Below are 23,392 nucleotides of genomic sequence, written 5' to 3'. Positions count from 1 at the left end.
TCCACTGATAGATTACAAATAATAACAATAGTGTATAGATCACTGACCAAATCGAAAACGTGATCCCAGCTGGTGCAAATAAATTAAAATAGTAATCAGATACTTCTTGCATCGATACATTATTGATCGGTAATAGTACCGATAATGCATTCGAACCGACCATAATGAGATACAACACTGTAACTAAAATCTTACTTCCCGTTGCGGATGTTTTCATCCCCATTTCCCCCTCTAACTTATCATTTAATAAAACTATCGTACCACGTTCAGTCGATTTTTAATGGTTTAATGCTTTGCTTCTTTCAATAATTTCACACCCAATACAATAACAATAATTATCAAAACAACTAGATTAAGGACAGACCAAACCGATGAAAAGCTTACTAAATTTTGAATTGGGAATATAAAACTCAGATATGCAGGTAAAATCGTTGTTTCAAAAAGTCCCCCTGCTACTGTCAGATTCAAAATAAACCAAGGAATAAATCCATAATAAATCCAGTTAGAGGATTTTAAGTAAGAAAGACTAATCGAACTCAATACAAGATAACCATAGAATAAAAAAAGTTGGACTATTTGTAAAATCGATAACATACGATCTAAAAAGAAGTACTCGAAAATCAAAAATAGGCTGAACTCAACTAAAAACAAACAAGTTAGTACCACAAAATAACGATATTGTTCACGTAGGATACTTCTATATCCATAAAATCTTAATCGCTTATTTTGAGAACTAGGAATCGTTGTAAGAATCATCAAGAGTAGTGGCAAGTAAAATAAACCAATCAATGGTAGTGAGATCGTTTTTTTAGTAGCTCCATAAACTGTCTCTTCTGATTCGCTATCGAGATAATCTATTTTAAATAATTCTGTGTCAGATAACTCCTTTGCTTCTTGATTACTGGCCAATCTGTACGTTTCGCTCGTAATTATTTTTAATAAATTACTTTGTATCATATCTAGAGTGATTTGCGTATCTTGGATTCCTGGAGTCAAATAAACAGTTATCAAATCTTGTGTAGTTTGCTGTTTTACTTGTTTAGTAAACTGTTTCGGGATGACGACGACGACGTTTTCCTTTGTTTTGATGTAATCTATCGGTGTCCAATCTTCGTCACTTTGAATCGTAACATACTGCTCATCCTCTAGAAATTTTTCAAACTGCTTTCCTTGTTCTCCCACATCACGGTTTACAACGAGTACGCTAATAGTCGCTTGGTCTTCACCTATCCAATAACTCCTCAGCTGTGTAACAAGTAATTGTATCAAAAAAACTATAGTGAAATAAAAAATCAACTTATAATGACGTCGATAACCTTTCATCGCTTTGCCTCCCTAACATAAACAAGCAAACTGAGTAAACTAGCGAAAATACATAAATTCGATAAGAATGAAAGATTTAGTTGATTTGCCAACATGTAACTTACACACATTTGCACGTACCAAGCTGGATTCAAATAATTTATCGCGAGATCAAAATCATACAGGGGGAAAATCAAACCGCCTAAAAATAAGAATACTAAACTCAAGCTACTCAATACCAATAAGACACTAAACTCACTTCGATAATTTAAGCCTATCGTATAAATCGCATAAAATAGCGCTAATGTAAAAAAGCTTAGGCATTGTAACACAAGCAAATATTTCCAAAATTCGATTTCAGAAAAGTTGCGAAATAGCCAATAAACTAAGCTAGCTGAAACAAGTACGATGAGCTGTTGAAGGATCAATTTGACTAGTAAAATTTCTTTGATGGTAAATCTATAGAATACTAACTTCTTTAATATATTTGTTTTTTTTCGCTTAGCATAGATCTGTACATTGAAGATACTAAATATCACTACAATAAAAAAATAAGTCAGAGACCACAACTGAACTACATACTGTGAGCCATAGTTGTGAATCTTTGTTAATTGTGCTCTAGTAATTACTTTTTCAATCAGCTGTTCATCAAATTTTTCGATATTCAATTGCTTTTGCTTTTGAGTTAGACTACTTTTGATAATTTGTTCATAATAATCTAATGAAGTTAGTTGCATGACATTCACTGTTGTCACGGCCGATTTCAATATTTGATACATAATCTTTCCAATCAATGGATTATTCGCATATAAATTAATTATTCCTTGTTCTTTGTTAAACATAATTTCATCAACATTATCCGGTAATTCTATTACTAAGTCGATTTCAGAATGTTTTAGCAATGTTTGGATCTGGTTTCGATCTATTATTTTCACTTCGTTAACAGACTCGTTACTTCCAATTGATGTTTTAATCATATCACGAAAGAAACTATCTTCAGGAATAACAATCCCTAGTCTTAAGCTTGATTGTGTAAATTCAGACTGAAAGATATTTTTAGGAAGTGCAACCATAAAAGAGCTCAAAACCCCAATCAAACATATACCAGCAACTAAATAGTACTTCCCATTTGTTTTTAGTTCTAAAAGGCTATAATTTAAAATCTTCAAAATCAATCACCTCATTGTTTTCGAATAAGAAGATTCTTTCGCAAATATCTTGAAAATCACTCAGACGATGACTCACAACTAGTAAAGAAAGACCGTTTTTCTTTTCTTCTAAAAGAAGTTGCTTTATCTGATAAACCGATCGTTCATCTAATGCATTGAATGACTCATCCATCAATAAAATATCGGGTCGAACAAGTAAACTAGCAGCAATCATTACTCTTACACGCATTCCTGTACTTAGTTTGCGAATCTTTGTATTTAAAAACGGCGTAATCCCACAACGATCGCTACAAAAAATAATACGTTCATCGATTTTTTCTTTAGGCATTTTAGCATATCGTGCTTCTAAATATAAATTATCTAAACAGGTCAAGTGTTCCTCAAAGCCCCCATAATGAATAACATATCCCAATACTCCATTGATTTCGATTTTTCCACCTTTATAGGGCAAAACGCCCGCAATCGTATCTAATAAAGTCGACTTTCCGGAACCATTAGATCCATATATCGCAAGTCCTTTGCCAGCTTCTAAACTAAATGATAACGGCTTTTGTATAGCTGATTTACGCTTAAGTAATAAGTTGTCTATGACTATTCTTTTCATTTTTCCTCCTACAACAAACAAAAATCGAGGCAATCAAGCCTCGATTTTTTCTAAATATTTATGACACTTAATTGAAACTAGGCTTGTTGATATTTGAAATCGTTAATTTCACAAAAGGTGTATCGACATCATATTCCTCATCTGTAATAGAATCTACAGAAAATTCTGTGAGGCGGTTTTTATTATCTAAACCAACTGTCATATGTGGATTAACAATCGTTGGATCGATTCCTTCGTAGTCTATTTGGTTTTGAACTTGGTTTAAAGCTAAACCAACATAATTCGATAGTGTTCGGACATTTTGAGCCGTCATACCGATTTCTTTTAATAATTTCGTATCATTTTGTGCTTTAGTTAAGTAATCATCAAATGCTTTAAATAACGCAAGAGCGTCGATTTGGAAATCATATTTGTTTTTTTCAACTTCCTTAACATTGATGAAGACTTTCTCTTTCGTTTCTTTATCGTTTAAACCATTCTTAATAAAATCAGAAAACAAATTCCATGCAGAATCTCCACTAGGAACAACTTGCATTACCTGTTCTGCGACCTCGTCATCAAATCTAGCTGCTGCGATGGTGTTCACGTAATTTGTCACTGTTTCTTCAAAGATCGCATCCTTATCAAGATGATTATTTTTGATGTATTTTTCCAAATCGATTCCAGTTCCATCATAAAATGAATTTAAAATATCGTTTTCACTCTCAGATTTTTGATTTGGATACGTTATAGTAGCTTTATCATTCTCGTAAGTAATTTTATCGCCATCCGTATTAAGCAACGAAAGTCGACTCGATTTTGCATCTTTTCCTAAAGCGATACTTCCACTATAATTTTCTCTACCATAATCGTTTTCTGCAATAAACTCAAAATCAAAACCTTGACTATCTGTTACTTCATCAATTCCTACATAAATCATTTCTAAAGGATTCATGTTTTTAGTACTCGATCCAAATACTTTAGTAAAAACAAAAAAGCTCAATACCGCTAAAACAACAACCCCACCGATGATAAACGATATATTTTTCTTTTTTTGTTTATGTTGATTTTTTCTGGTTTCGATCACTTGCTTAGCTGAAGTGGATTGAAATGTATCTAACTTTGGCAAACTTGACTGTGCATTCGCTTCGATTTTCTGTCCGCATTTTACACAAAAAGCTGCATGATCATTATTCTTATGTCCGCAATTTTTACAAAACATCTCTTACTCCTGTTTTCTAACTTATTTTGTTAATACTGCAATAATCAAAACGTCGACAATACCGATTAAAATAAATGTTAGTAAAATATTGTAGAAAGGTGCTAAAGCTGTTTTCACATCTGTTTTATATTGCGCTAAAATCACCATAACGACTGAAATAAAATTGATTAAGTACATTAAAGTGATCACAATTGCAACAAACGATGCAGAAGCTAAATCAATAAATAAAGCAAAGTTTGCTACGATTAATAATGCAATCATCAATGAATAAAAGTTTCCAAATTGATTTAAATAATGATTCCAAGATACTTTAGCTGAACCTAATAAACGTGACATCCCAAACGAAACGCCCACTAAAGCTGCCATGAATAATAACAGTACTACAAAAATTCTTAAAAAGTCAGAAAATCCCATACTGTAGCTATATGATGAAGTCCCAAATAAACTAAATAACTCTGAATATGGATTAAACATACCCATGATGTAATTGTTAGCTTGGTCAGCTAATAAGTAAATCATTAACGATTGTAAGAAAGTAAATAATAAAACTGTTACATAGCCAAAATAACCTTCTGCTCTTGAAGCATCTGTCGTTGGCTTTTTCAATTGTGTCAAAAAGTAATTAAAATAATTCTGGCTCTTTACAATTGTTCTTTGCAATGTTTCATTTTGTGCCATATTAGGTTGGCTTCTTTGGTACTGTCCGCCTTGCATATTTGAATTCATATCACTGGTTGGATTTTTTTGCTCTCCACCAACAGTTTGGTCTTGTCCACATTTTGGACAAAATCTAGCCTCCGCCTTCATTTCTGACCCACAATTTACACAATATTTCATTTCTTTTTCCTCCAATTATTTTTATATTTATAAACTCAATCAGTGATTGAAGTTTTTTCCTTTACCACTTTTCCAGTATCCTTGATGATAATTTTATATGCACTTGATTCTTGAATAAACAAGCGGTCACCCAAGTCACTGACACTCACTGCGTCGTCACTTAGCTTTAATCCATCTTTATTCAAAACGACAAAACGATGATCTGCTTCATCTTGCTTGTCTATATTGCTTTTTTTACTAGCAATGACGTAATCATTATAAATCACTGGACTAGCTACCCCTAGATAATATTCACCATCATCTATCCTTTTTCCATCAGGATCTAACGTTGTCCAGTTGTCTCCGTCGAACTCTGTAAATAAATTACTTCCACCGACAGATGAAATTGCATTTTGAGAACTGATCACTATATTCTCATCAAGATCAATAATATCTGCAGCGTTAGGATCCCCCGCCGCCATATTTCCTTGTTCATTAGGCGGGCTAAGGTATTCATAAGTTGCTTCGATCACTACATCATTCGTCTTCACATCACGTAAGCCATATTTTTTTCTATCTTGGTACGTATAGTATTTCCCATCATTAGAAAACTGAATGGGCGAACTTGATACATCTTCAGCTATAACATTCAGATTAAGATCGGCAAGGCTATATTTCCCATTCGCTTGTTCAAAAATAATTTTATTATTTGACACAGTCGGATAGTTTTTACAAAAATTTTCTTTAATGATATTTCCTTTTGTATCGATGACATCAAACATTCTAGAGTCTTCACTATCTTTTACTAAAATATATTTATCAGATATTGGTATCGTCGAATAGTAACTAGGCTCAATCACTATATTGCCTTCTTCGTCAATAACTCCTACTCGATCAGAACTGTCTTGTACCGAAGCGATTTTTAATTGATTGAAAGCACCTATCGATGGATAGATCGGCTCAGTGATTCGTTCACCTTTCGAAGAGATCAATCCAAACAAGACAGTGTCATCGTCTTGTGTTCCATACGTCATTACACCATTCTTCGACTGCATCAATACTAGTTTAGAAGGTGAACTTCCTTGACCTTGGGAACCAAAAATCCCAAGCATTTGTAGATCAGATTCATCTGTTACTACTTTTCCCTTTTGATTGATCAATCCACTATGATATTCATCGTAATCTTCGCTAGAATAATCTGAGAAAAACGCAGTACCTTGCGTATTGAACAACGAAATATTCGTAGCGAAACCTTTTTTGATCACATTAAAATCACTATCCATCAATCCAAACAGTTCGCCGTCACGATAAGGAAAAACGACTTGCTTTTTAGCTATCGCCTTTTCCTGAACTTTTTGTTGCGTACTAGCTGGTGATTTTTGACTTTGGAAAAAGTAAAAGCCACCAGCTACTAAAATAGCAGCAACCCCTATCAAGCTAATTCCAGTAATCCATCGTGATTTTTTCACTGGATTGGCTTGTTTGATGTTTTTTTGTAAGTCTGGTTGTTGAAATTTTTGATACTTTGGTGCTTCATTTTGTAACTGTTTTTTACCGCAATGGCTACAAAACGAAGCATTACTATTTATATCTTTTTGACAAAACTCACACTTTTTCATTTTAAATACCCCAATATTACTTCTCTGTTGTTATTGCTAGTTCTTTATATGTTCTTGTACCACTACTTGGTAATACATCTTTAGACATATCTGGCGAATTGAATGTATATTTGATGATCGTATACGCTCCACCTTGGCTGACTACTTCATAAGTATAATCATCTATATTTCCTTCATACGAATCGATCATTGTTGTTAATAACGCTTTTGTTTCTTTAGTCATTTCTGGGAATTTTTTACTGTTTGTGGCTCTAGCATTTTCAACAGCTGTATTTAATGTGTTCGCTTCAGAAATCTTATAGTACGAAAAACTGCCTACAGTAACTAAAATAATTGCAACGAACGCTACCCAACTAACGATCGTTTTTGTTTTCTTAGATTTTTTAGATCTTGTTTGGTTTTCCAAATCTAATAATTCTTGATAACGATTTAGGATAAACACACGATCTTCTTGCGGAGCTTTAATGTCTTCTAGATATTCTAAGACTTGTTCAATTTCTGCTACTGTTGTTGCTTGTTGGCTAGCTAATATCGCCGAATCAAGTGCATCGCGATATTCACTTTCTTGTTTTGTTGCCATCTCCATCTCTACTTGTTGTAACAATTGAGCAGAATCTTTATAGCCATTTAATTCTAATAACAAACGTCTAGCAACGGGATAGTTTTTTGTAGCAATCGCTTGAAGCGCTTGAGCGTATTGTTTTTCAATGTGTACCGTTTGTAACTGCGAACGTAATAACGTTGCATACTCAGAAGCATCGCGATAATTCCCTAAAGATTCAAACAAGGTCAGTGCTGCCTCTAAACGATTAGATTTATAGGCATCTAAAGCTTGTTCATAGGTTCTAATCTCATCTTCTTTTCTTTTTTGTTCTAATAATAATTCGATTTGTGCCACTTGGTTTTTGGCATCACGATAATCTCCCAAAGCTAGTAAACTCGCTTTAGCTTGTTCGAGCTGTCCGTTTTCTTTCAATGCTAATGCTTGTTGATATTCATTAGCGATTGACTCGATTTCTAATTGTGCCTTCGTTTTTTTGATTAATTCAATTTTTTCTTGTGCATCTTTATAATAAGTAATCGATTGAAGCAGTGATAAAGCTTTTGGGAAATTCCCTACGCTAAATGCATCCATCGCCTCATTGTAAGTCGTCTCTTCTTTTGCCACATTTTCAGTTTGATCAGCTGCTAGCGGTTGACCACAGTTTGCACAAAATAGTGCATCGATTTCATTTGGTGATCCGCAAGATTCACAGTAAATAATTTTATTCATAATACACCCCGAATTAATTTTTTGTTTTCAATGTTACATCTGTAGTTTTTAAATTTCCATTCGTATCAATATAATCAACTTCAATACTGTCGTATGAGCTGTAATGTGTTAATACGCGCTGGATATCTTGCGTATCATTGATCCAGTATTGCCCCATACGACAAATAATATCTCCGACTTTTAGATCACTGCTTGACGCTGAACTGTTTGAGTAGATATCGGTAATATACAGACCAATTTCTTTGTTGTCGTGCTGTTTACCAACACTATATCCACTAACACCAAAATAAAGATTAGTACTTGTACTAGAACCAGCATCTGGAAAATCTCTATAGCTAAATTGCTTCGCTTGATTATATGTTGTATCCAAAGTTACGGTTTTCTTTGTACCATCTTTATATTCAATTTCAACACGTTGGCCCAATTTTAGCTGTTTCATGACGCTTTCCATACTTTCAGCCCCTAAAATAGCTGAGTCTACTTTTTTTCCATCGATAGCGACAATCACACTTCCATTATCCCAATTGGATGAAGCATTCGGTAGCGAAGCCTCATATGCTGGTCCCTGAGAAGCAATCTCAAATGCGATGACGCCTCCACCATTCGGCAAGTCGCCTCGATACATGCCCAACGAAGGATAGTCACCACTTTCAGCTGCTGCTGCAATTTGTGCCGCATCGGCTTCTTTTTGTTTTTGCTCAGCTTGAGCCTTTTCTTCTTGCTTTTTCTTTTCAGCAGCGATTTGTGCTTCTTGTTGTTTTTGTTTTTCAGTTTTTTCAGCAATATATGTAGTTGCTTGACCAGAAATAGTTTTCAACTCATTAACAGCTAAATTCAGTCCCACTGGATCTTGGTTTTTTTCGAACGTTCCAGATAGATCTTTAAATTTAGTGATATCTTCTGACTTTTCTTTAGGAAAGTTTTTGTCCTTTTCGGCATTTGTCAAATCAGTCGAAATCTTAGTTAAGCTCTCTTTTTGCTTTGTCAGTTCATTTTTTTCAGTTTCTTGGATTTCTTTTTTTGCTTCATTTAACAGTGAATCGATATTAACGTCCTTGAAGTTAGCACGTAAATTTTTCAATGGGACTTTTTGCCCCTCTTTATTCAGATACTTTTGTAATTCTTTAGCCTTTTCTCCAGTAGCAAGTTCGTTGTATAAAACTAACTGTTGAGCCTCTTGAATCTTACTATCAAGTTTTGCTTGTTCATCTTGAGCGTAAACATAGTACCCACCTGCTCCTGCAATCACAACAACTGCTAATGTTCCAAAAATCACATTTTTTTTCATTTTTCTTTTTGCTTTCATTTGCTTACTCCCTTATTTTTAATTTATCATCCAATCAGTAACGTCTTTTCCGACCCCTGCAATTGCTTTAACCTGACTAATATCTTCTTCATAAGTACTATCCTCTGGTTCTTCATCGTCACCATTTAACTCACTTAAGCAACAGATAACGAATACTTGTCCATTTATTTCAATTAACGCAATGTCGTTTTCAATCCCTCGATAATTCGATTCACCTGTTTTGTTATATACGATAGCATTTGCTGGTAGTAGACTTGGAAGTTTCGTTTTATTCTCTGTTTGGGTTAATAACTTTAACATTTCAGTGTCTACTGAATTTGAAATAACATCGCCTTGATATAATTTCAGCAGTGTTTCTCCAGCTTCTTTGGCATTAATACGATTGGATTTGCCATTCTCGATGTTCGAAGTATCCATCATTTTTCTTTCTAGATTAGAGTAGTGATCTGGACCATATAAAGAAGCAATGACTTTATTTACTGCATCAAAACCACCTACTTCATCGATCAGAACGTTTGTTGCAACATTGTCACTTTTGCTGATCATCAACTCACAAAGTTGCTCCAATGTATACTCTGTCCCTATAGGATCGTATTGCATCACTCCAGAACCTTCTACAACATCTTTTTGCTTTAATTTATAAAGATCTTGTTTGTCCAAACTACCATCTGCAAATTTTTGGAAAACCGAAATTAAAATAAATAATTTGATTGTTGAAGCCGAAAACTGATTATGAGCTGGACTCCAGTTTGAAATATAAGCCATTTTTTCAGGATCGTTTAAATTTTTAATATACACAGTATAGCGACTGCTTCTTCCATTCAATGACTGAATTTGATCCATATTTTGTTCAATCAATTGCATCAATTCGGGATTTGAATCCCCCGCTAGGTCGTAGCCACTACGATAAATAATATCGCCATTCACCTTACGGACATCAACCGCTGCTGTATTTTTTTGGTTTTGATTTGAATCGATGGTATTTTCGGTAATGTTCTCTTGCTCGCTGATACTTTCCGAGTCATTTTCGGTTACTTTTTCATTTGTGTTTTCATTTTGAGATTCTTGAATTTGATTTGCTTTTTGTTGCTCAGAAGTTTTTTCGGTATGGTTTTTAGTACAAGCACTTAGGCCAATCAAGGATATTCCTAAGCATATGTAAGTATAAATTTGCTGTTTTTTTCTCAATATACTATACCTTTCTATTGAATTTGAAGGCTCAATATTTATTATATCATTCTTTTTTCTTAAGTTAACCTTTATTTTTTACATTGCTATTGACAGAATACCATATCTTCCATTCATATTATGCATACCAAAATGAGCATATTCCTATGCAACTTACAAAAAATAAGTTATATTTATCTCGAATTCGAAATAAATTTAAAAAGGAGTTGCTTATGGATAAAGAACGCTATGCCTTACCCTTATATATCCGCTTGCTTCGAACAAGTACAAAACTTGAACAACTTGCACAAAAAGATGTCCTCGCTTATGGATTGAATATCACAGAATTTTCGGTAATGGAACTTCTTTATCACAAAGGACGCCATACCACACAAGCAGTAAAAGAAAAAATTTTGATTGCTAGTAGCAGTACCACTTATGTCATTGATCAACTCGTCAAAAAAGGTTATGTACTACGCGAAAAAAATCCAACAGATAAACGGATTATCGAATTGTGTTTGAGCCCATCTGGTGAGGAATTGATGCAAGAGATCTTTCCAAAACACGCACAGACGATCACGAAAAAATTTGACACCTTATCGATAGATGAAATGAAACAACTTCAATCACTACTTAAAAAATTAAACTGAAAAGAGGAACTCAAATGAATAAACAAGACCAATTATTAGGAATCCACCACGTAACCGCTATGACGAGTGACGTCGTACGTAATTATGAATTTTTCACACAAATCTTAGGGATGCGCTTAGTTAAAAAAACAGTCAATCAAGATGATATCTACACCTATCACACTTACTTTGCAGATGATCATGGAACACCCGGAACTACGATGACGTTCTTTGATTTTCCAAATAGTCAAAAAGGAAGCGCCGGAACAGATGCCATTACACGTACAAGCTTTAGAGTCCCTTCTGACGCCGCTTTAGATTATTATGCTGATCGTTTTACCAAACATGATGTCAAACACGATGCGATCACGACTGATTTTGGCAAAAAAGTGCTACGCTTTTACGATTTTGATGATCAAGCTTATCAATTGATCTCAGATGAACACAATCAAGGTGTTGCTGCTGGAACTCCTTGGAAAAAAGGACCGGTACCTCAAGAATTTGCGATCTATGGTTTAGGACCTGTCGAAATGACGATCTCACAATTTGAAGCTTATGCCTCGATCTTCAAAACGGTTTTTGGCTTTAAAGAAGTTCAAACGATAGCGAATCGTACATTATACACAGTCGGTGACGGTGGTAATGGTGCAGAAATCATTTTAGTCGATGATGCTACAAGTCAACCTGCACGTCAAGGTGATGGCCAAGTCCACCATGTAGCCTTTCGTTTAGCCCATCGTGATTCTTTAGCTGTCTGGCAAGAAGCCTTTGATCAACTAGGCTTACATCATTCAGGCTATGTCGATCGCTATTATTTTGAATCACTATATGTCAGAATCGGTGCGATCTTAGTCGAGTTGGCTACGGATGAACCTGGATTTATGGGTGACGAACCTTATGAAACACTGGGTGAACGACTATCTCTTGCACCATTTTTAGAAAGCTGTCGTACTCAAATCGAACAATCGATCCGTCCATTTGACTCTACCCCAAAATAAGGAGGAAACATGATGCAAGCAATTCAAAAGATCCATCACATTTCAGCGATCGTCGGTGATCCACAAACGACTGCAGACTTTTACCGTAATGTCTTGGGGTTACGTTTGATCAAAAAAACAGTAAACTTTGATGATCCTACTACGTATCATCTATATTTTGGAACCGACTCACTTGATGATGGTTTAGTAATGACCTTCTTTAATTGGCCCAATCGGCATACAGGAAGAGTCGGCAGCGGACAAGTTGGCCGAATCGCCTTTCGTATTCCAAAAGGTAGTCTCGATCACTGGAAAGCTACTCTAGCTGCCAGAAGATTAGACGTGACGGAAACAAACCTTTTCGCGCGACCAACACTCGAATTTTCCGATCGTCATGGCCTGGCACTAGCACTTGTCGAAAGTGACGAAAGACGTGAGACACCTGCGATCACGTCTTTCCACGGTGCCGTGTTACTGTCAGAAGATCCGCTAAAAACACACATGACCTTGCAGACACTGGGCATTAAGACAATGCATGAAACAAATGATATGACTCGTTACACTTTAGCTGGTGTAGAAGGACATGAATTGATCGTTCCTCACACGCCACTTCCCCATGGGCGTTTTGGCGTCGGAACGGTTCATCACATCGCATTTTATGCCGAAGATGAAGCAATACAACTAGCTTGGCAACACGAGTTAATGAGCAAAGGCTATGCCGTTACAGAACAAAAAGACCGCGATTATTTCAAAGCGATCTATTTTGTTGAACCAGGAGGTGTCGTTTTTGAAATCGCAACAGCTGGGCCAGGCTTTACAGTCGATGAACCTGCAGAAACTTTGGGGAGCCAGCTAAAATTACCGAAACAATATGAACACCAACGTGACGAAATTATGCTACACTTACTTAAATTTACGTAAAGGACTGAGTATATGCTTACTTTAACCCCAAAAGAATTAACGGATCGTGAGATTTACAAGTTACTGATCGGTTCGATCATTCCTAGACCGGTGGCTGTGATCAGTACCCTCACTGAAACTGGCGTAGTCAACATCGCACCGTTTAGTTATTTTTCGATCGTGAGTACCAATCCGACAGTAGTCTCCGTTTCGGTCCAACGTGCAAATGGCCAACTAAAAGATACCGCGCGTAATGTACTTGAAAGTAAAGAAGCCGTAGTGCATATTTTAGATGAAGACAATGTCACGTTAGCCAATGAAACCGCCGCACCACTTGCTCCAGATACCAGTGAACTCACCCGTGCCCCTTTTGATCTAGTAGACTCGACGCTGATCAAAACGCCCGGACTAAAGCAAGCAAAAGTTCGCTTTGAAACAAGTCTTTACCAACACGTTCCGATTTTTGATCAAGAACAAGTAACTGCTGATCTACTTTTACTTAAGATCGAAGCTTTTCAAATCGAGGATACGATCTATGAAGAAGGCAAGATCGATCCACGAAAATTAGCGGCAGTCAGTCGCCTTGCAGGTAACGATTATGCCACAATCGGTGAGATCACTACGATCGCCCGTCCACTAAACTAAGGAGGTCTACTATGTTTCATTATCAATTTCGTAAAGGAAAAACAGATGCACCTGTCCTCGTCTTATTACATGGTACTGGTGGCGATGAGTTTTCTTTACTTCCCTTACACGAAGCTTTAGATCCAAATGCTAGTATTTTAAGTATTCGGGGCAATGTCTTAGAAAATGGAGCGCCACGCTTTTTTAAACGCTTAGCTGAGGGTGTATATGACGAAAAAGATTTGCACGAACAAGGTGAAAAATTAGCTGATTTTTTAGTCACTTTTTTTGAAGAAAATCAACTCGACCTACAAAACTTAGTCTTTGTTGGCTACTCAAATGGAGCGAATATTGCCTTAAAGCTTTTAATCGACCAATCCAATCGGTTTAAAAAAGGAATCTTATTTCACCCGATGTATCCTGTAAAACAGATTGCAGATCAAGCACTACCTCAATCTGCCTTCTTTGTAACCTTAGGCACACATGATCCAATCGTTCCAGTTAAGGAAAGTGAACATGTGCTAGAGCTATTAGAAAATCGCAGAGCTACGGTGACTGCTTTATGGACCCATTCACATCAGTTGACCTATGCTGAAGTCGAAGAAGCAAAAAATTGGTTACAAAAAAAGAGGTTGTGACAGAAGTGGGCAGCTCTAAAAAATAAGCCGCACCATTCCGATAATAGACTCGGCTATTTCGGTAATAGTGCGGCTTATTTTTAAAAGCGCTGCTTTTGGAACACCATTTATTCAATTTTTAGGGGATGTGATAGACTTTTATCACATCCCCTTTTTTTATGTCGTAAAATAACGAAATAGATCATACGGTAATGGATCCTTAAGTTTCAGATTCATCTGAACGACAGATTTATTTGTTCCTTGATTTGTCGGTTTTTCTGCTTGCTCGATGGTTTCTTTGATTGGTATAACTTGTCCTAAAGCATAAAAATTCGTACCTTCATCATCTGATTTTTTTACGAATAAATGATAGGTCCACCCTTCTTCTTCCAACATGATCTTCACTTCTGGCGAGGTGAGTTTACGTGGTGCTTTTGTGAACCAGTGCATCGTTTCTACATCTAATAATTGATCCTCGTAAGCCATCTGTGCACCCGAAAAAGCTTCCCCTTTATTTAACGTTACAAAGATTACAAACTGTTTAAGCTCGCGATCATACGTATACCCACCGATATTTTGATCGACCATTTGTTCCTTAAAACCAAGTAAACGTAAGGCATCGCGCCGACGATAGCTTTCGTGTAATGTAAAGGGTTCTTGATCATATCGAGCCGCTTTATGGATTGCCGTTTCAAGAGCATCTACAAAAAACTGTTTAAATTGTGGATTGCCTAGTGCTTGTTGGAACGCTTCACTTAATTGGACTTGTTGATCTTCAATTTTGATAAAAGCATACGCTTGATAGGTCTGTTTGACACCTCCACGATAGAAATCAGTCGTTAGTGTATCAATGACCGATCGTATCGTAAAGGATGCTGTACTTAAATTAAAGTGTTCAAATAAAGGATTCAATTCTTTGAAACTTATTTTTTCTTTAAATAACAATTTTTTTAATAGCAACAATTCTTGCTTTCGTTTTCCAGATAACAATTCTTGTGAGAAAAAAGTAAAATAACCTAGCATCGTTTCCGGAAAATTCAGCTCGATTGCTTTGAGTTTCAATAAAAATTGCGGATAGTTTTTATATTTATCGGTGATCACTAAAGGATCGATAATTCCACTTTTTTCAAGATCTAGTAAAGTCGGGATCCGATTCACACGTTGTTTTACTTGGAAATACAATTCTCGAAGTTCTTTCATACTATCTAATTTAGCTCGGTCAATAGCATCAAACACACGATGTTTAGCAATCTCTTCAAAGTTGATCATCGAAAGACCGGTTAAGTAATTTGTTTCAACCGTATCTTTGCGTAATCGCTCTTTGACGCGACTCACATCTCCTGATAAGGCCATAGGAATCATATAGTTATTTTGGTAATTCCCAATAAAATCGATTACTGTCACAAATTCTTTCGATGGATCTTTACGCAATCCTCGACCAAGTTGTTGTATGAAAATAATATTCGACTGTGTGGCACGTAGCATGATGACTTGATTGATTTTCGGGATATCGATCCCTTCATTGAATATATCGACTGTAAAAATATATTCTAGGTCGTTTTTTTCAAGTCGCTCGATCTCATATTCCCGTTCTTTGATCGTATGACTCCCGGTCAAGTAGCTGGAAGGATGTCCTAATTTTGTGAATTTTTCACTTAGGATCCGTGCTTCTTCACGTGAACGACAAAAGACCAATCCTCTTGGAATCAAATCATCACAACCATAATACGCCAATTTTTCTAGTAAAAAATGGCACCGATCATCTAGTGTTAGTCGATCTAAAGAAGTTGTTTCATCAAAAATTTCTCCATCGATCTCAAAATCAGTCACACCAAAATAATGAAAAGGACACAGTAGATCCTCTGCTAAAGCATCTTGTAAGCGAATCTCATACGCTACGTTATAATCAAATAATTCAAAAATATTAAAATTATCTGTACGCTCTGGTGTTGCAGTCATGCCAAGTAAAAACTGAGGTTCAAAGTAATTGAATAAGCGTAAATAGGAATCTGCTCCTGCTTTATGCACTTCATCGATTAAAATATAATCAAAATCCTGAGCTTGAAATAAGGCCAAATGTTCAGGTTTTGACAATGTTTGGATCGTAGCAAATACATATTTCGCTTCTAATTCACGCTGATTTCCAGAAAATACTCCGAAATCTTGATCAGACCCGCCGATTACTTTTTTAAAAGAAGCTTTTGCTGCACGTAAAATCTGTTCTCGATGGACAACAAATAACATTTTTTTAGGTTTTGCTTGCATCACATCAAACGCAGCTAGATAGGTTTTTCCCGTTCCAGTTGCAGAGATTACCAAACCTTTTTTTGCACCAGTCTCTCGTAATTGGACCAGATTCTCCAAAGCAGCTTTTTGCATTCGGTTTGGTACGATATATTTTTCATTTGGGTCAATTATTTCTAAATCTTTGACCTTTTTAAAAGATTCTTGTTGATAACTTTTTTGATAATCCAAAATCCATTCTGTTGTTAAAGCTTGTGCTTTTTGCCATTCGTCATTAAAGTGTGTGATAAGTTGATGTAAGATCTCGCCATTTTCTTTCGATGTCAATAACACATTCCACTCATAATTTTGCTTCAAAGCTTGTAACGTCAAATTTGAACTACCGATCACAAACGAGGTATATTCTTCGCGCTTGAATAAATAGCCTTTTGCATGAAAACCTGGTGTTTTTGAAATGCGCACATCTAAATTAGGGATGCGCAACAAGGTATAAAAGATCTCTGGTGCATTGAATGCTAAATAAGTCGATGTTAACAATCGTCCTTTCTTTCCTTGTCGATGAAGATCAGCCAACTGGACTTTCAAAGCATTTAGCCCACTTTGCGTAATAAACGCAACCGAAAAGTCAAACGTCTCACATTGACTTAACTCTTCTTGCAAAACTGTTGCTAAAAATTCTTTGTTTTCTGGTTGGTTGATGATCATTTTAGGAACATAACGACTGGTCGCTATCTGTCGGTCGATAAATCCCTTTTGTAGTCCTTCTTCTAATGTCGCCATTGATCAGACTCCTTGCACTTTCAATTTTTCAACTGCTGGAATATCAGCCGGAGCAAACATATCGGGATCTAATTCATGAGACTCGACCCATTTTATCGCAACATGCTCTGTCAATCTTGGTATGCCTTTTACTAACTGACAGCGATATGTCGTCAGCTCAACAATACCAAAATCATAGACATAGCGTGTATGATCAAATACTTCTTCTTCGACTTGAACCGTAATGTTTAATTCTTCGTTTAGCTCGCGAACCAATGCTTCTCTTGCTGTTTCATATTTTTCGATTTTTCCACCTGGAAACTCCCATAAATTTGCTAGCGCTCGACCTGGTCCACGTTGCGCAATTAAAATCTTTCCATCTTCGATCAAAATCGCACCTACGACTAAGATAATTTTTTCCATATTGAGTCCTCTTTCCTACTTCACTGCAGCATAGATCACATGATCCACCCACTCACCATTTTCAAAGATAAATCCTTTACGTACCCCTTCATACTCCATCCCAATCGATTCCGCTAATTTTTGTGAAGCAAGATTATCTAAGTTAATATGTGCTTCAATGCGATGATAGCCCAATTCTTTTTGCCCAATAGTTAGAGCTAGCTGCATCGCTTCTTTACCATAACCTTTTTGCCAATATTGATTATGGATCGTATAGCCTACTCTAGCCCATTGGAATTCTTCACGTAGTAAGGTCGTAAAGTCGATCGCGCCGAGGTGTTTTCCATCTGATTGGCGAAAAATTCCGAAGACATAAGTATCATCTTGTGCCGCTAAACTTTGTTGGCGTAAAACAAGTGCATCAAACCATTCTGGTGTACACTCATTCATATCGATCGCCCCTTCATCATACTGATGTTGGGAAGGTCGACGTTGTAAAAATGAGTCCAACCAATTATTATAATCCGAATGTTTTAATGGACGAACAGTAACGAGTTTGCCACTATTTTGAGTTGTAAACATCTTCGACCTACTTTCTTTTTCTTCTAGAATAGCATATTCTAAAAGTAGAAGACAGATCCACGAAAGGAAGATTACTATGGAAAAGAAAACAACAAAACAGATTCCCTTGACCGAGTTGTTAGATCTTTACAATTCAGTTGGTTGGTATGCCTACACGACTGAACCAGACACATTAAAACGCGCCATCGAACAATCACTTGTTGTCCATACATTATGGGACCACACGAAACTAATCGCCCTCATTCGAGCAGTTGGCGATGGTGAGACGATTTTGTATATTCAAGACCTATTAGTCCATCCTGATTATCAACGTCGTGGACATGGTAAACGATTATTAGAACAGCTAGTAGCTGATTATCCTCATGTTCGACAAAAGATGTTATTGACTGATGATAGCACCAAAACGCAACGCTTTTATGAAGCAACTGGTTTTAAAGAAGTTAGCACACAAAAAACACGTGCTTTTTACCGTGAATATTAAAAACGAGCAGCAAAATGGCTGCTCGTTTAATTTCCTTTACTTTTCCACTTGTGATTGTCATTACGTTTTTCTGCTCGTTGCCGATTGACGATCGGCAAGGTCCCAAGAGCAGCACCTAAAATAATCATGCCAACATTCAAAAAGAATAATTCTCCTGCATGTAGAGCAATATCCCAAGAAGCATTGGCTAATCCAAACCCTACCGTTGCAAGTGGTGGCATGAGTGAAGCAGCAATCGCAACACCTGGTAAAATATTACCAGAATCTTTTTTAGCTGAACCAATAATGGCCGCTAAACCACCAAAAAAGGCCACGATCGCGACACCAACTGTGATACTCGTACGACTTAAGATCGCTTCATTAACAGTCGCATTTTGCATGACAAGAAAATAACCGGTAGATGCAACTAGACTAATGATCAACTGTAACCCTAGTAATAACGCCCCTTGTTTGATCATGGTAAATTCCCGCCGAGTAATTCCATAACCGACTCCTAATAACGGACTCATCAACGGTGAAATCAGCATCGAACCGACAATGATCGGAGAGTTTTCTTCAGCCAATCCTACGCTTGCGATAACTACCGCACAAAATAAAATCGCTAGATCAGGCCAGTCAAAGTTAAGATTGCCTGAAATATGCTTATGTAAAGATTCCGAACGCACTAATTGGCGCTCTTGATGTTTTGCTTTATCCATACCCCTTCACTCCTTTTTCTTTATTTTAAAAAAAATATAACAAAAAAATAACAATAATGAACGTAATCTAATTAGAATAAAAAAACACTAGCCTACTGACTAGTGTTTTTTTATTTATCCTTCAAATTCGGCTAAAATCGTCCGAACTTCATCCGTTGATTTTGTATTCATCAATTTTACTCGTAAATCATTGGCTCCAGGGAATCCTTTGACATAGATTTTAAAGAAGCGATGTAGACCTACGATCGAACGTGGTACAAGCTCTGAGTATTTATCTTGTAGATCTAGCTGTAATTTTAATAGGTCTAGTAATTCTTTTGACGAATGTTCCTTGGGTTCTTTTTCAAAAGCGAATGGATTTTTAAAGATTCCTCGACCGATCATGACGCCATCGACACCGTATTTTTCAACTAATTCTAAACCAGTTTTACGATCTGGAATGTCACCATTGATCGTAATCAAGGTTTGTGGTGCGATTTTATCTCGCAATTCGACGATTTTAGGGATCATATCCCAATGCGCTGGATATTTACTCATTTCCTTACGCGTACGCAAGTGAACAGATAAATTCACGATATCTTGTTCTAATAGATGTGTGATCCATCCTTCTAACTCATCAATCTGTTCAAAACCAATCCGCGTTTTAACACTGACTGGAATTCCACCTGCTTTTGCGGCTTCAATCAATTCTGCCGCCGTAGCTGGTCGTCTGATCAATCCACTACCTTTCCCACGCTCGGCTACATTCGGTACTGGACATCCCATATTGATATCAAGGCCTTTAAATCCCATTTCTGCCATTCCGATACTCATTTCACGGAAAAATTCAGGTTTATCGCCCCAAATATGCGCGACAACGGGTTGCTCGTCTTCCGTAAACACTAAGCGACCACGGACGCTATCTTTACCATCCGGATGACAGTAACTATCTGAATTCGTAAATTCGGTAAAAAAGACATCTGGTGCGCCCGCTTCTTTCACGACATGACGAAAGACGACGTCAGTCACATCCTCCATTGGTGCTAAAATAAAAAAAGGCTTCGGTAGATCTGCCCAAAAATTTTCTTTCATGTATATGCTCCTATCTCTACTTGCTCACAAACATCTCTATTATACTAATAACTTAAGAAACATTCAAAAAAGCCGTTTAAAAAAAGACACTTCCACAAAGGAAAGTGCCTTAAAAGTCTGTTAAATCTTAGTACCAACCATTAGCCATCCAGAAAGCTTGAGCAGCTGACCATGAACCATAACGGCTTTGTACATATGAATCTGCTACACGTTCTTGGTTTTCTACAGAGTAGTCACCATTTAGGTAAGTGTTTGTTAATTGGTAACGACCATAGTATTGGCCATTAGTTGCAGTATAAGAACCGCTTGATTCTTTTTGTGCAATCCATTCTTTTGCTGCAGCTTCATTACCTGAAGCTGATGAAGTATAAGTTGTTGCTGGAGCAGCTTGTTCTACCACTGCTTCTTGAGCTGGTGCTTGTTGTACTGGCGCTTGTTCTACTACTGCTTCTTGTGCAGGAGCTTGCTCTACTGGTGCTTGTTGTGCAGGTGCTGCAGTTGCAACTTCACCATTAGTATTGATCACTAAAGTTTCACCAACGTAGATCATACCAGGATCTGCAATGTTGTTGTCTTCAGCAATTTTATTTACGTAATTAGCAGAACCAAAATATTTTAATGATAATTCTGATAATGTATCATTTGGTTGGATTGTATAGTTGATTTCGTCAGCATTTGCTGTACCAGTGTAAGCGACAAATCCAACTAATGCTACTGTACTTAATGCTAGTGATTTAAAAAATTTCATGTGTTTAAATATCTCCTTTAATTTCGAAAACTTCTAAGTAACTCATCGACAAGGACTATAATAACAACTTCTAAGTCCCTTTTGGTGACAACCATGTAACGAAATATTTCAAAAAAGGCGATTTCGAAAAAAACAGGCGATATTTTATTTTTTTAAATACAAAATCCTAATTTATCAAGGTTTGTAACATTTTTTATGTAATCTTATCTTAACAATAAAACCAAAAAATTTTTGAGAATTTCTTAAATCCAGATCAAAAATACGAAAATTTGTTCTTATATTACAAATATGTAAAAATTAATTCAATAAAATATTGTTATTTTTTACATATAGACCATTACTTTACTACTTTGTTTAACTTATTTCGCTATTATAATAGTAGAAACACGTTCATCCATACAAAAAAACCAGCAAATTTGCTGGTTTTTCTTACTTAATATAGATTTTTGGCCCTTTGCGCATACGCGTACGGTCATTTTTAGGTGTATCTTTTGAAGCAGGTTTTTCACCTTGTTGTTTTTTTTGCTTGATCAGATCTAACATTTTTGCTGTTTTATTATCCATTTTATTCCTCGTTTCTAAATTCCAGCGACACATCGCTTCACTTTAGCATAATTTTATGCATTTGCCTATCTTTTCTTGCTTTCGATACGTAAAGTCTCCTAATAAATTAACATAATTAGTTTGACAAAAACTTCACATGAGGTGTATACTAAAGGTGGAATTTCGTTATAGAAGACGTTATGGTTGCCTTTCAATACAACACAGAAAGGAGAATGCCATATGACATTCACAAACAAAAAATTAGAGTACAAAGTAACACTAGATACTGAGTTGAATCTATTTATCGTTTTTTCGACAACAGATCACAACAAAGTAGCTACCGGTACGACAATTGAACAAGCAGTAAAAGAACTAGAAAAAATCGCATAGGAGAGATTTTCCCTAATGGACAATGACTATTCTTACTAAAAGCATCTATCGTAGACAAACGGTAGGTGCTTATTTAGTTTGTAAGGAAAAGGTTATTCCCTCTTATATATAAAAATTTGAATTAAGGAAGTAAATGCATAATAATTTGAAGTGATAAGTAACTTGGCTCTCTTCGTTCTTTTAGTCTTATTTTCGTAACAAACAAAAAGACACCTTCCAATTGGAAAGTGCCTTTGTAAGTCATGATTAAGGTAACTGCGCTCAGCAAAGCTTCGCCCAGTACGATTCTCGTAACTCGTAAACTCGAACGATAATCGCAATAATTAACGTTTTGAGAATTGTGATGCTTTACGGGCTTTTTTAAGACCTGGTTTTTTACGTTCAACCATACGAGCGTCACGAGTAAGTAATCCAGCTTGTTTAAGAGCTAAACGGAAGTCAGGATCTACTTGTAGTAATGCGCGTGCGATTCCGTGACGGATAGCGCCAGATTGTCCAGCATATCCACCACCGTTAACGTTTACGAATACGTCGTAAGCGCCTTTTGTTTCTGTAACGCCAAATGGTTGGTTGATTACTTCACGCAAGTCAGCGTGTGGGATGTATTCTTCAACGTCTTTTTTGTTTACAGTGATTTTACCAGTACCAGGTACTAAGCGTACGCGAGCCACTGCATTTTTACGACGGCCTGTGCCGATATATTGTGCTTGTGCCAATGAAATTCCCTCCTGATTAGATTAAGTTTGTGATGTCCAATACTTCTGGTTGTTGAGCTGCATGTGGGTGAGTTGCTTCACCGTAAACATGTAATTTCATGCCTTGAGCACGGCCTAAAGTGTTTTTAGGTAACATGCCTTTAACAGAAGTTTCGATCAAACGACGAGAATTGTTAGCGCGTAATTCTCCAGCAGAGATTGATTTCAATCCTCCTGGGAAGTTTGAGTGACGGTAATAAATCTTGTCTGTTGCTTTTTTACCTGTTAATTTGATTTTATCTGCATTAATTACGATTACAAAGTCACCAGTATCCACATGAGGAGTGAATGTTGGTTTATTTTTTCCACGTAGGACAGAAGCTACAACTGCTGAAAGACGTCCTAAAGGAACATCTGTAGCATCTACTACATACCATTTACGTTCTACTTCGCCTGCTTTGGCCATATATGTTGTACGCACGATTAGTTTTCCTCCAATATCAATTTCGAATGTTTACTTACACTTGAGTTTCCGGGGCTCTAATGGGGTAAACAATACCATTTAATATAATACC

25 protein-coding genes and 1 pseudogene are annotated in these 23,392 nt (G+C 36.4%); 7 read left to right on the top strand and 19 right to left on the bottom strand.

The genetic code is table 11. The features are described from left to right. The 10 genes and pseudogenes from QZ413_RS01600 to QZ413_RS01555 all read right to left on the bottom strand — a co-directional run. Positions 1-217 (bottom strand): annotated as a pseudogene (locus QZ413_RS01600) (tryptophan-rich sensory protein); the annotation flags it as partial. 68 nt (positions 218-285) lie between these two features. After that, the gene (locus QZ413_RS01595) at positions 286-1,323 is read right to left on the bottom strand and encodes a hypothetical protein (RefSeq protein ID WP_297075528.1); all 1,038 of its coding nucleotides are present in this window, start codon (positions 1,321-1,323) and stop codon (positions 286-288) included. Next, positions 1,320-2,471, bottom strand: a complete 1,152-nt coding sequence (locus tag QZ413_RS01590; protein WP_297075525.1) for an ABC transporter permease — start codon at positions 2,469-2,471, stop codon at positions 1,320-1,322. The genes QZ413_RS01595 and QZ413_RS01590 overlap by 4 nt, the downstream gene beginning before the upstream one ends. Continuing rightward, a complete protein-coding gene (locus tag QZ413_RS01585) occupies positions 2,452-3,075 on the bottom strand; it encodes an ATP-binding cassette domain-containing protein (protein WP_297075522.1) in 624 nt (207 codons plus the stop codon). Before QZ413_RS01585 ends, QZ413_RS01590 begins: the two co-directional genes overlap by 20 nt. Before the next feature lie 67 nt (positions 3,076-3,142). Beyond that, positions 3,143-4,276: a zinc ribbon domain-containing protein gene (locus QZ413_RS01580; RefSeq protein ID WP_297075519.1), complete on the bottom strand. Its 1,134-nt coding sequence runs from the start codon at positions 4,274-4,276 to the stop codon at positions 3,143-3,145. Between the two features lie 21 nt (positions 4,277-4,297). Continuing rightward, positions 4,298-5,113 carry a zinc ribbon domain-containing protein gene (locus QZ413_RS01575; protein WP_297075516.1) on the bottom strand — a complete coding sequence of 272 codons (816 nt, stop codon included), beginning with the start codon at positions 5,111-5,113 and terminating at the stop codon, positions 4,298-4,300. 35 nt (positions 5,114-5,148) lie between these two features. Next, on the bottom strand, positions 5,149-6,711 hold the full coding sequence (locus tag QZ413_RS01570) for a WG repeat-containing protein (protein ID WP_297075513.1): 1,563 nt from the start codon (positions 6,709-6,711) through the stop codon (positions 5,149-5,151). Positions 6,712-6,727: 16 nt separating this feature from the next. Next, positions 6,728-7,984 carry a zinc-ribbon domain-containing protein gene (locus tag QZ413_RS01565; protein WP_297075511.1) on the bottom strand — a complete coding sequence of 419 codons (1,257 nt, stop codon included), beginning with the start codon at positions 7,982-7,984 and terminating at the stop codon, positions 6,728-6,730. Between the two features lie 13 nt (positions 7,985-7,997). Then, the gene (locus QZ413_RS01560; protein WP_297075508.1) at positions 7,998-9,290 is read right to left on the bottom strand and encodes a PDZ domain-containing protein; all 1,293 of its coding nucleotides are present in this window, start codon (positions 9,288-9,290) and stop codon (positions 7,998-8,000) included. A gap of 18 nt (positions 9,291-9,308) precedes the next feature. Further along, a complete protein-coding gene (locus QZ413_RS01555; RefSeq protein ID WP_297075505.1) occupies positions 9,309-10,478 on the bottom strand; it encodes a serine hydrolase in 1,170 nt (389 codons plus the stop codon). A gap of 212 nt (positions 10,479-10,690) precedes the next feature. On the opposite strand from QZ413_RS01555, the gene QZ413_RS01550 reads away from it, so the two are divergent. Genes QZ413_RS01550 through QZ413_RS01530 form a run of 5 tightly spaced genes read left to right on the top strand, consistent with a single transcriptional unit; the run spans position 10,691 to position 14,225 of the window. Continuing rightward, entirely contained in the window at positions 10,691-11,107 is a 417-nt protein-coding gene (locus QZ413_RS01550) for a MarR family winged helix-turn-helix transcriptional regulator (RefSeq protein ID WP_297075504.1), read from the top strand. A 14-nt stretch (positions 11,108-11,121) separates the two neighbouring features. Then, entirely contained in the window at positions 11,122-12,084 is a 963-nt protein-coding gene (locus QZ413_RS01545) for a ring-cleaving dioxygenase (RefSeq protein WP_297075502.1), read from the top strand. A gap of 12 nt (positions 12,085-12,096) precedes the next feature. Continuing rightward, a complete protein-coding gene (locus tag QZ413_RS01540; RefSeq protein WP_297075530.1) occupies positions 12,097-12,984 on the top strand; it encodes a VOC family protein in 888 nt (295 codons plus the stop codon). Positions 12,985-12,996: 12 nt separating this feature from the next. Beyond that, positions 12,997-13,608 carry a flavin reductase family protein gene (locus tag QZ413_RS01535; RefSeq protein WP_297075500.1) on the top strand — a complete coding sequence of 204 codons (612 nt, stop codon included), beginning with the start codon at positions 12,997-12,999 and terminating at the stop codon, positions 13,606-13,608. An 11-nt stretch (positions 13,609-13,619) separates the two neighbouring features. After that, positions 13,620-14,225: an alpha/beta hydrolase gene (locus QZ413_RS01530; protein WP_297075497.1), complete on the top strand. Its 606-nt coding sequence runs from the start codon at positions 13,620-13,622 to the stop codon at positions 14,223-14,225. 156 nt (positions 14,226-14,381) lie between these two features. Here the strand turns inward: QZ413_RS01530 and QZ413_RS01525 are convergent, their stop codons facing one another. Genes QZ413_RS01525 through QZ413_RS01515 form a run of 3 tightly spaced genes read right to left on the bottom strand, consistent with a single transcriptional unit; the run spans position 14,382 to position 18,191 of the window. After that, a complete protein-coding gene (locus QZ413_RS01525) occupies positions 14,382-17,228 on the bottom strand; it encodes a DEAD/DEAH box helicase (protein ID WP_297075494.1) in 2,847 nt (948 codons plus the stop codon). 3 nt (positions 17,229-17,231) lie between these two features. After that, positions 17,232-17,630 (bottom strand): (deoxy)nucleoside triphosphate pyrophosphohydrolase, encoded by a 399-nt coding sequence (locus QZ413_RS01520; RefSeq protein ID WP_297075492.1) that lies wholly within the window; start codon positions 17,628-17,630, stop codon positions 17,232-17,234. A 15-nt stretch (positions 17,631-17,645) separates the two neighbouring features. Then, a complete protein-coding gene (locus QZ413_RS01515) occupies positions 17,646-18,191 on the bottom strand; it encodes a GNAT family N-acetyltransferase (protein ID WP_297075489.1) in 546 nt (181 codons plus the stop codon). 76 nt (positions 18,192-18,267) lie between these two features. Between QZ413_RS01515 and QZ413_RS01510 the strand changes: the two genes are divergently transcribed. Further along, positions 18,268-18,672: a GNAT family N-acetyltransferase gene (locus tag QZ413_RS01510; RefSeq protein ID WP_297075486.1), complete on the top strand. Its 405-nt coding sequence runs from the start codon at positions 18,268-18,270 to the stop codon at positions 18,670-18,672. A 26-nt stretch (positions 18,673-18,698) separates the two neighbouring features. On the opposite strand, the gene QZ413_RS01505 is transcribed toward QZ413_RS01510, so the two are convergent. From QZ413_RS01505 to QZ413_RS01490, 4 genes are all read right to left on the bottom strand, one after another. Further along, entirely contained in the window at positions 18,699-19,370 is a 672-nt protein-coding gene (locus QZ413_RS01505; protein WP_297075484.1) for a DUF389 domain-containing protein, read from the bottom strand. Positions 19,371-19,484: 114 nt separating this feature from the next. Beyond that, positions 19,485-20,441, bottom strand: a complete 957-nt coding sequence (locus tag QZ413_RS01500) for a tRNA-dihydrouridine synthase (protein ID WP_297075480.1) — start codon at positions 20,439-20,441, stop codon at positions 19,485-19,487. Between the two features lie 127 nt (positions 20,442-20,568). Continuing rightward, positions 20,569-21,189, bottom strand: a complete 621-nt coding sequence (locus QZ413_RS01495) for a LysM peptidoglycan-binding domain-containing protein (RefSeq protein ID WP_297075478.1) — start codon at positions 21,187-21,189, stop codon at positions 20,569-20,571. A 429-nt stretch (positions 21,190-21,618) separates the two neighbouring features. Then, complete coding sequence (locus QZ413_RS01490; protein ID WP_016186606.1) at positions 21,619-21,753, bottom strand: hypothetical protein; 135 nt, start codon at positions 21,751-21,753, stop codon at positions 21,619-21,621. 219 nt (positions 21,754-21,972) lie between these two features. Between QZ413_RS01490 and QZ413_RS01485 the strand changes: the two genes are divergently transcribed. After that, complete coding sequence (locus QZ413_RS01485; protein ID WP_016186605.1) at positions 21,973-22,122, top strand: hypothetical protein; 150 nt, start codon at positions 21,973-21,975, stop codon at positions 22,120-22,122. A 323-nt stretch (positions 22,123-22,445) separates the two neighbouring features. On the opposite strand, the gene rpsI is transcribed toward QZ413_RS01485, so the two are convergent. Together rpsI and rplM are read right to left on the bottom strand one after the other, a co-directional pair. Then, positions 22,446-22,838: a 30S ribosomal protein S9 gene (gene rpsI, locus QZ413_RS01480; RefSeq protein ID WP_016186595.1), complete on the bottom strand. Its 393-nt coding sequence runs from the start codon at positions 22,836-22,838 to the stop codon at positions 22,446-22,448. A gap of 16 nt (positions 22,839-22,854) precedes the next feature. Next, complete coding sequence (rplM, locus tag QZ413_RS01475) at positions 22,855-23,301, bottom strand: 50S ribosomal protein L13 (protein WP_367117286.1); 447 nt, start codon at positions 23,299-23,301, stop codon at positions 22,855-22,857. Between the last annotated feature and the right edge of the window lie 91 nt (positions 23,302-23,392).

It is taken from the genome of uncultured Enterococcus sp. (assembly GCF_913775425.1).
GTDB lineage: Bacteria > Bacillota > Bacilli > Lactobacillales > Enterococcaceae > Enterococcus_G.
Note: the sequence above shows the minus strand (reverse complement) of the source record. Positions and strands in the feature narration are given on the sequence as shown.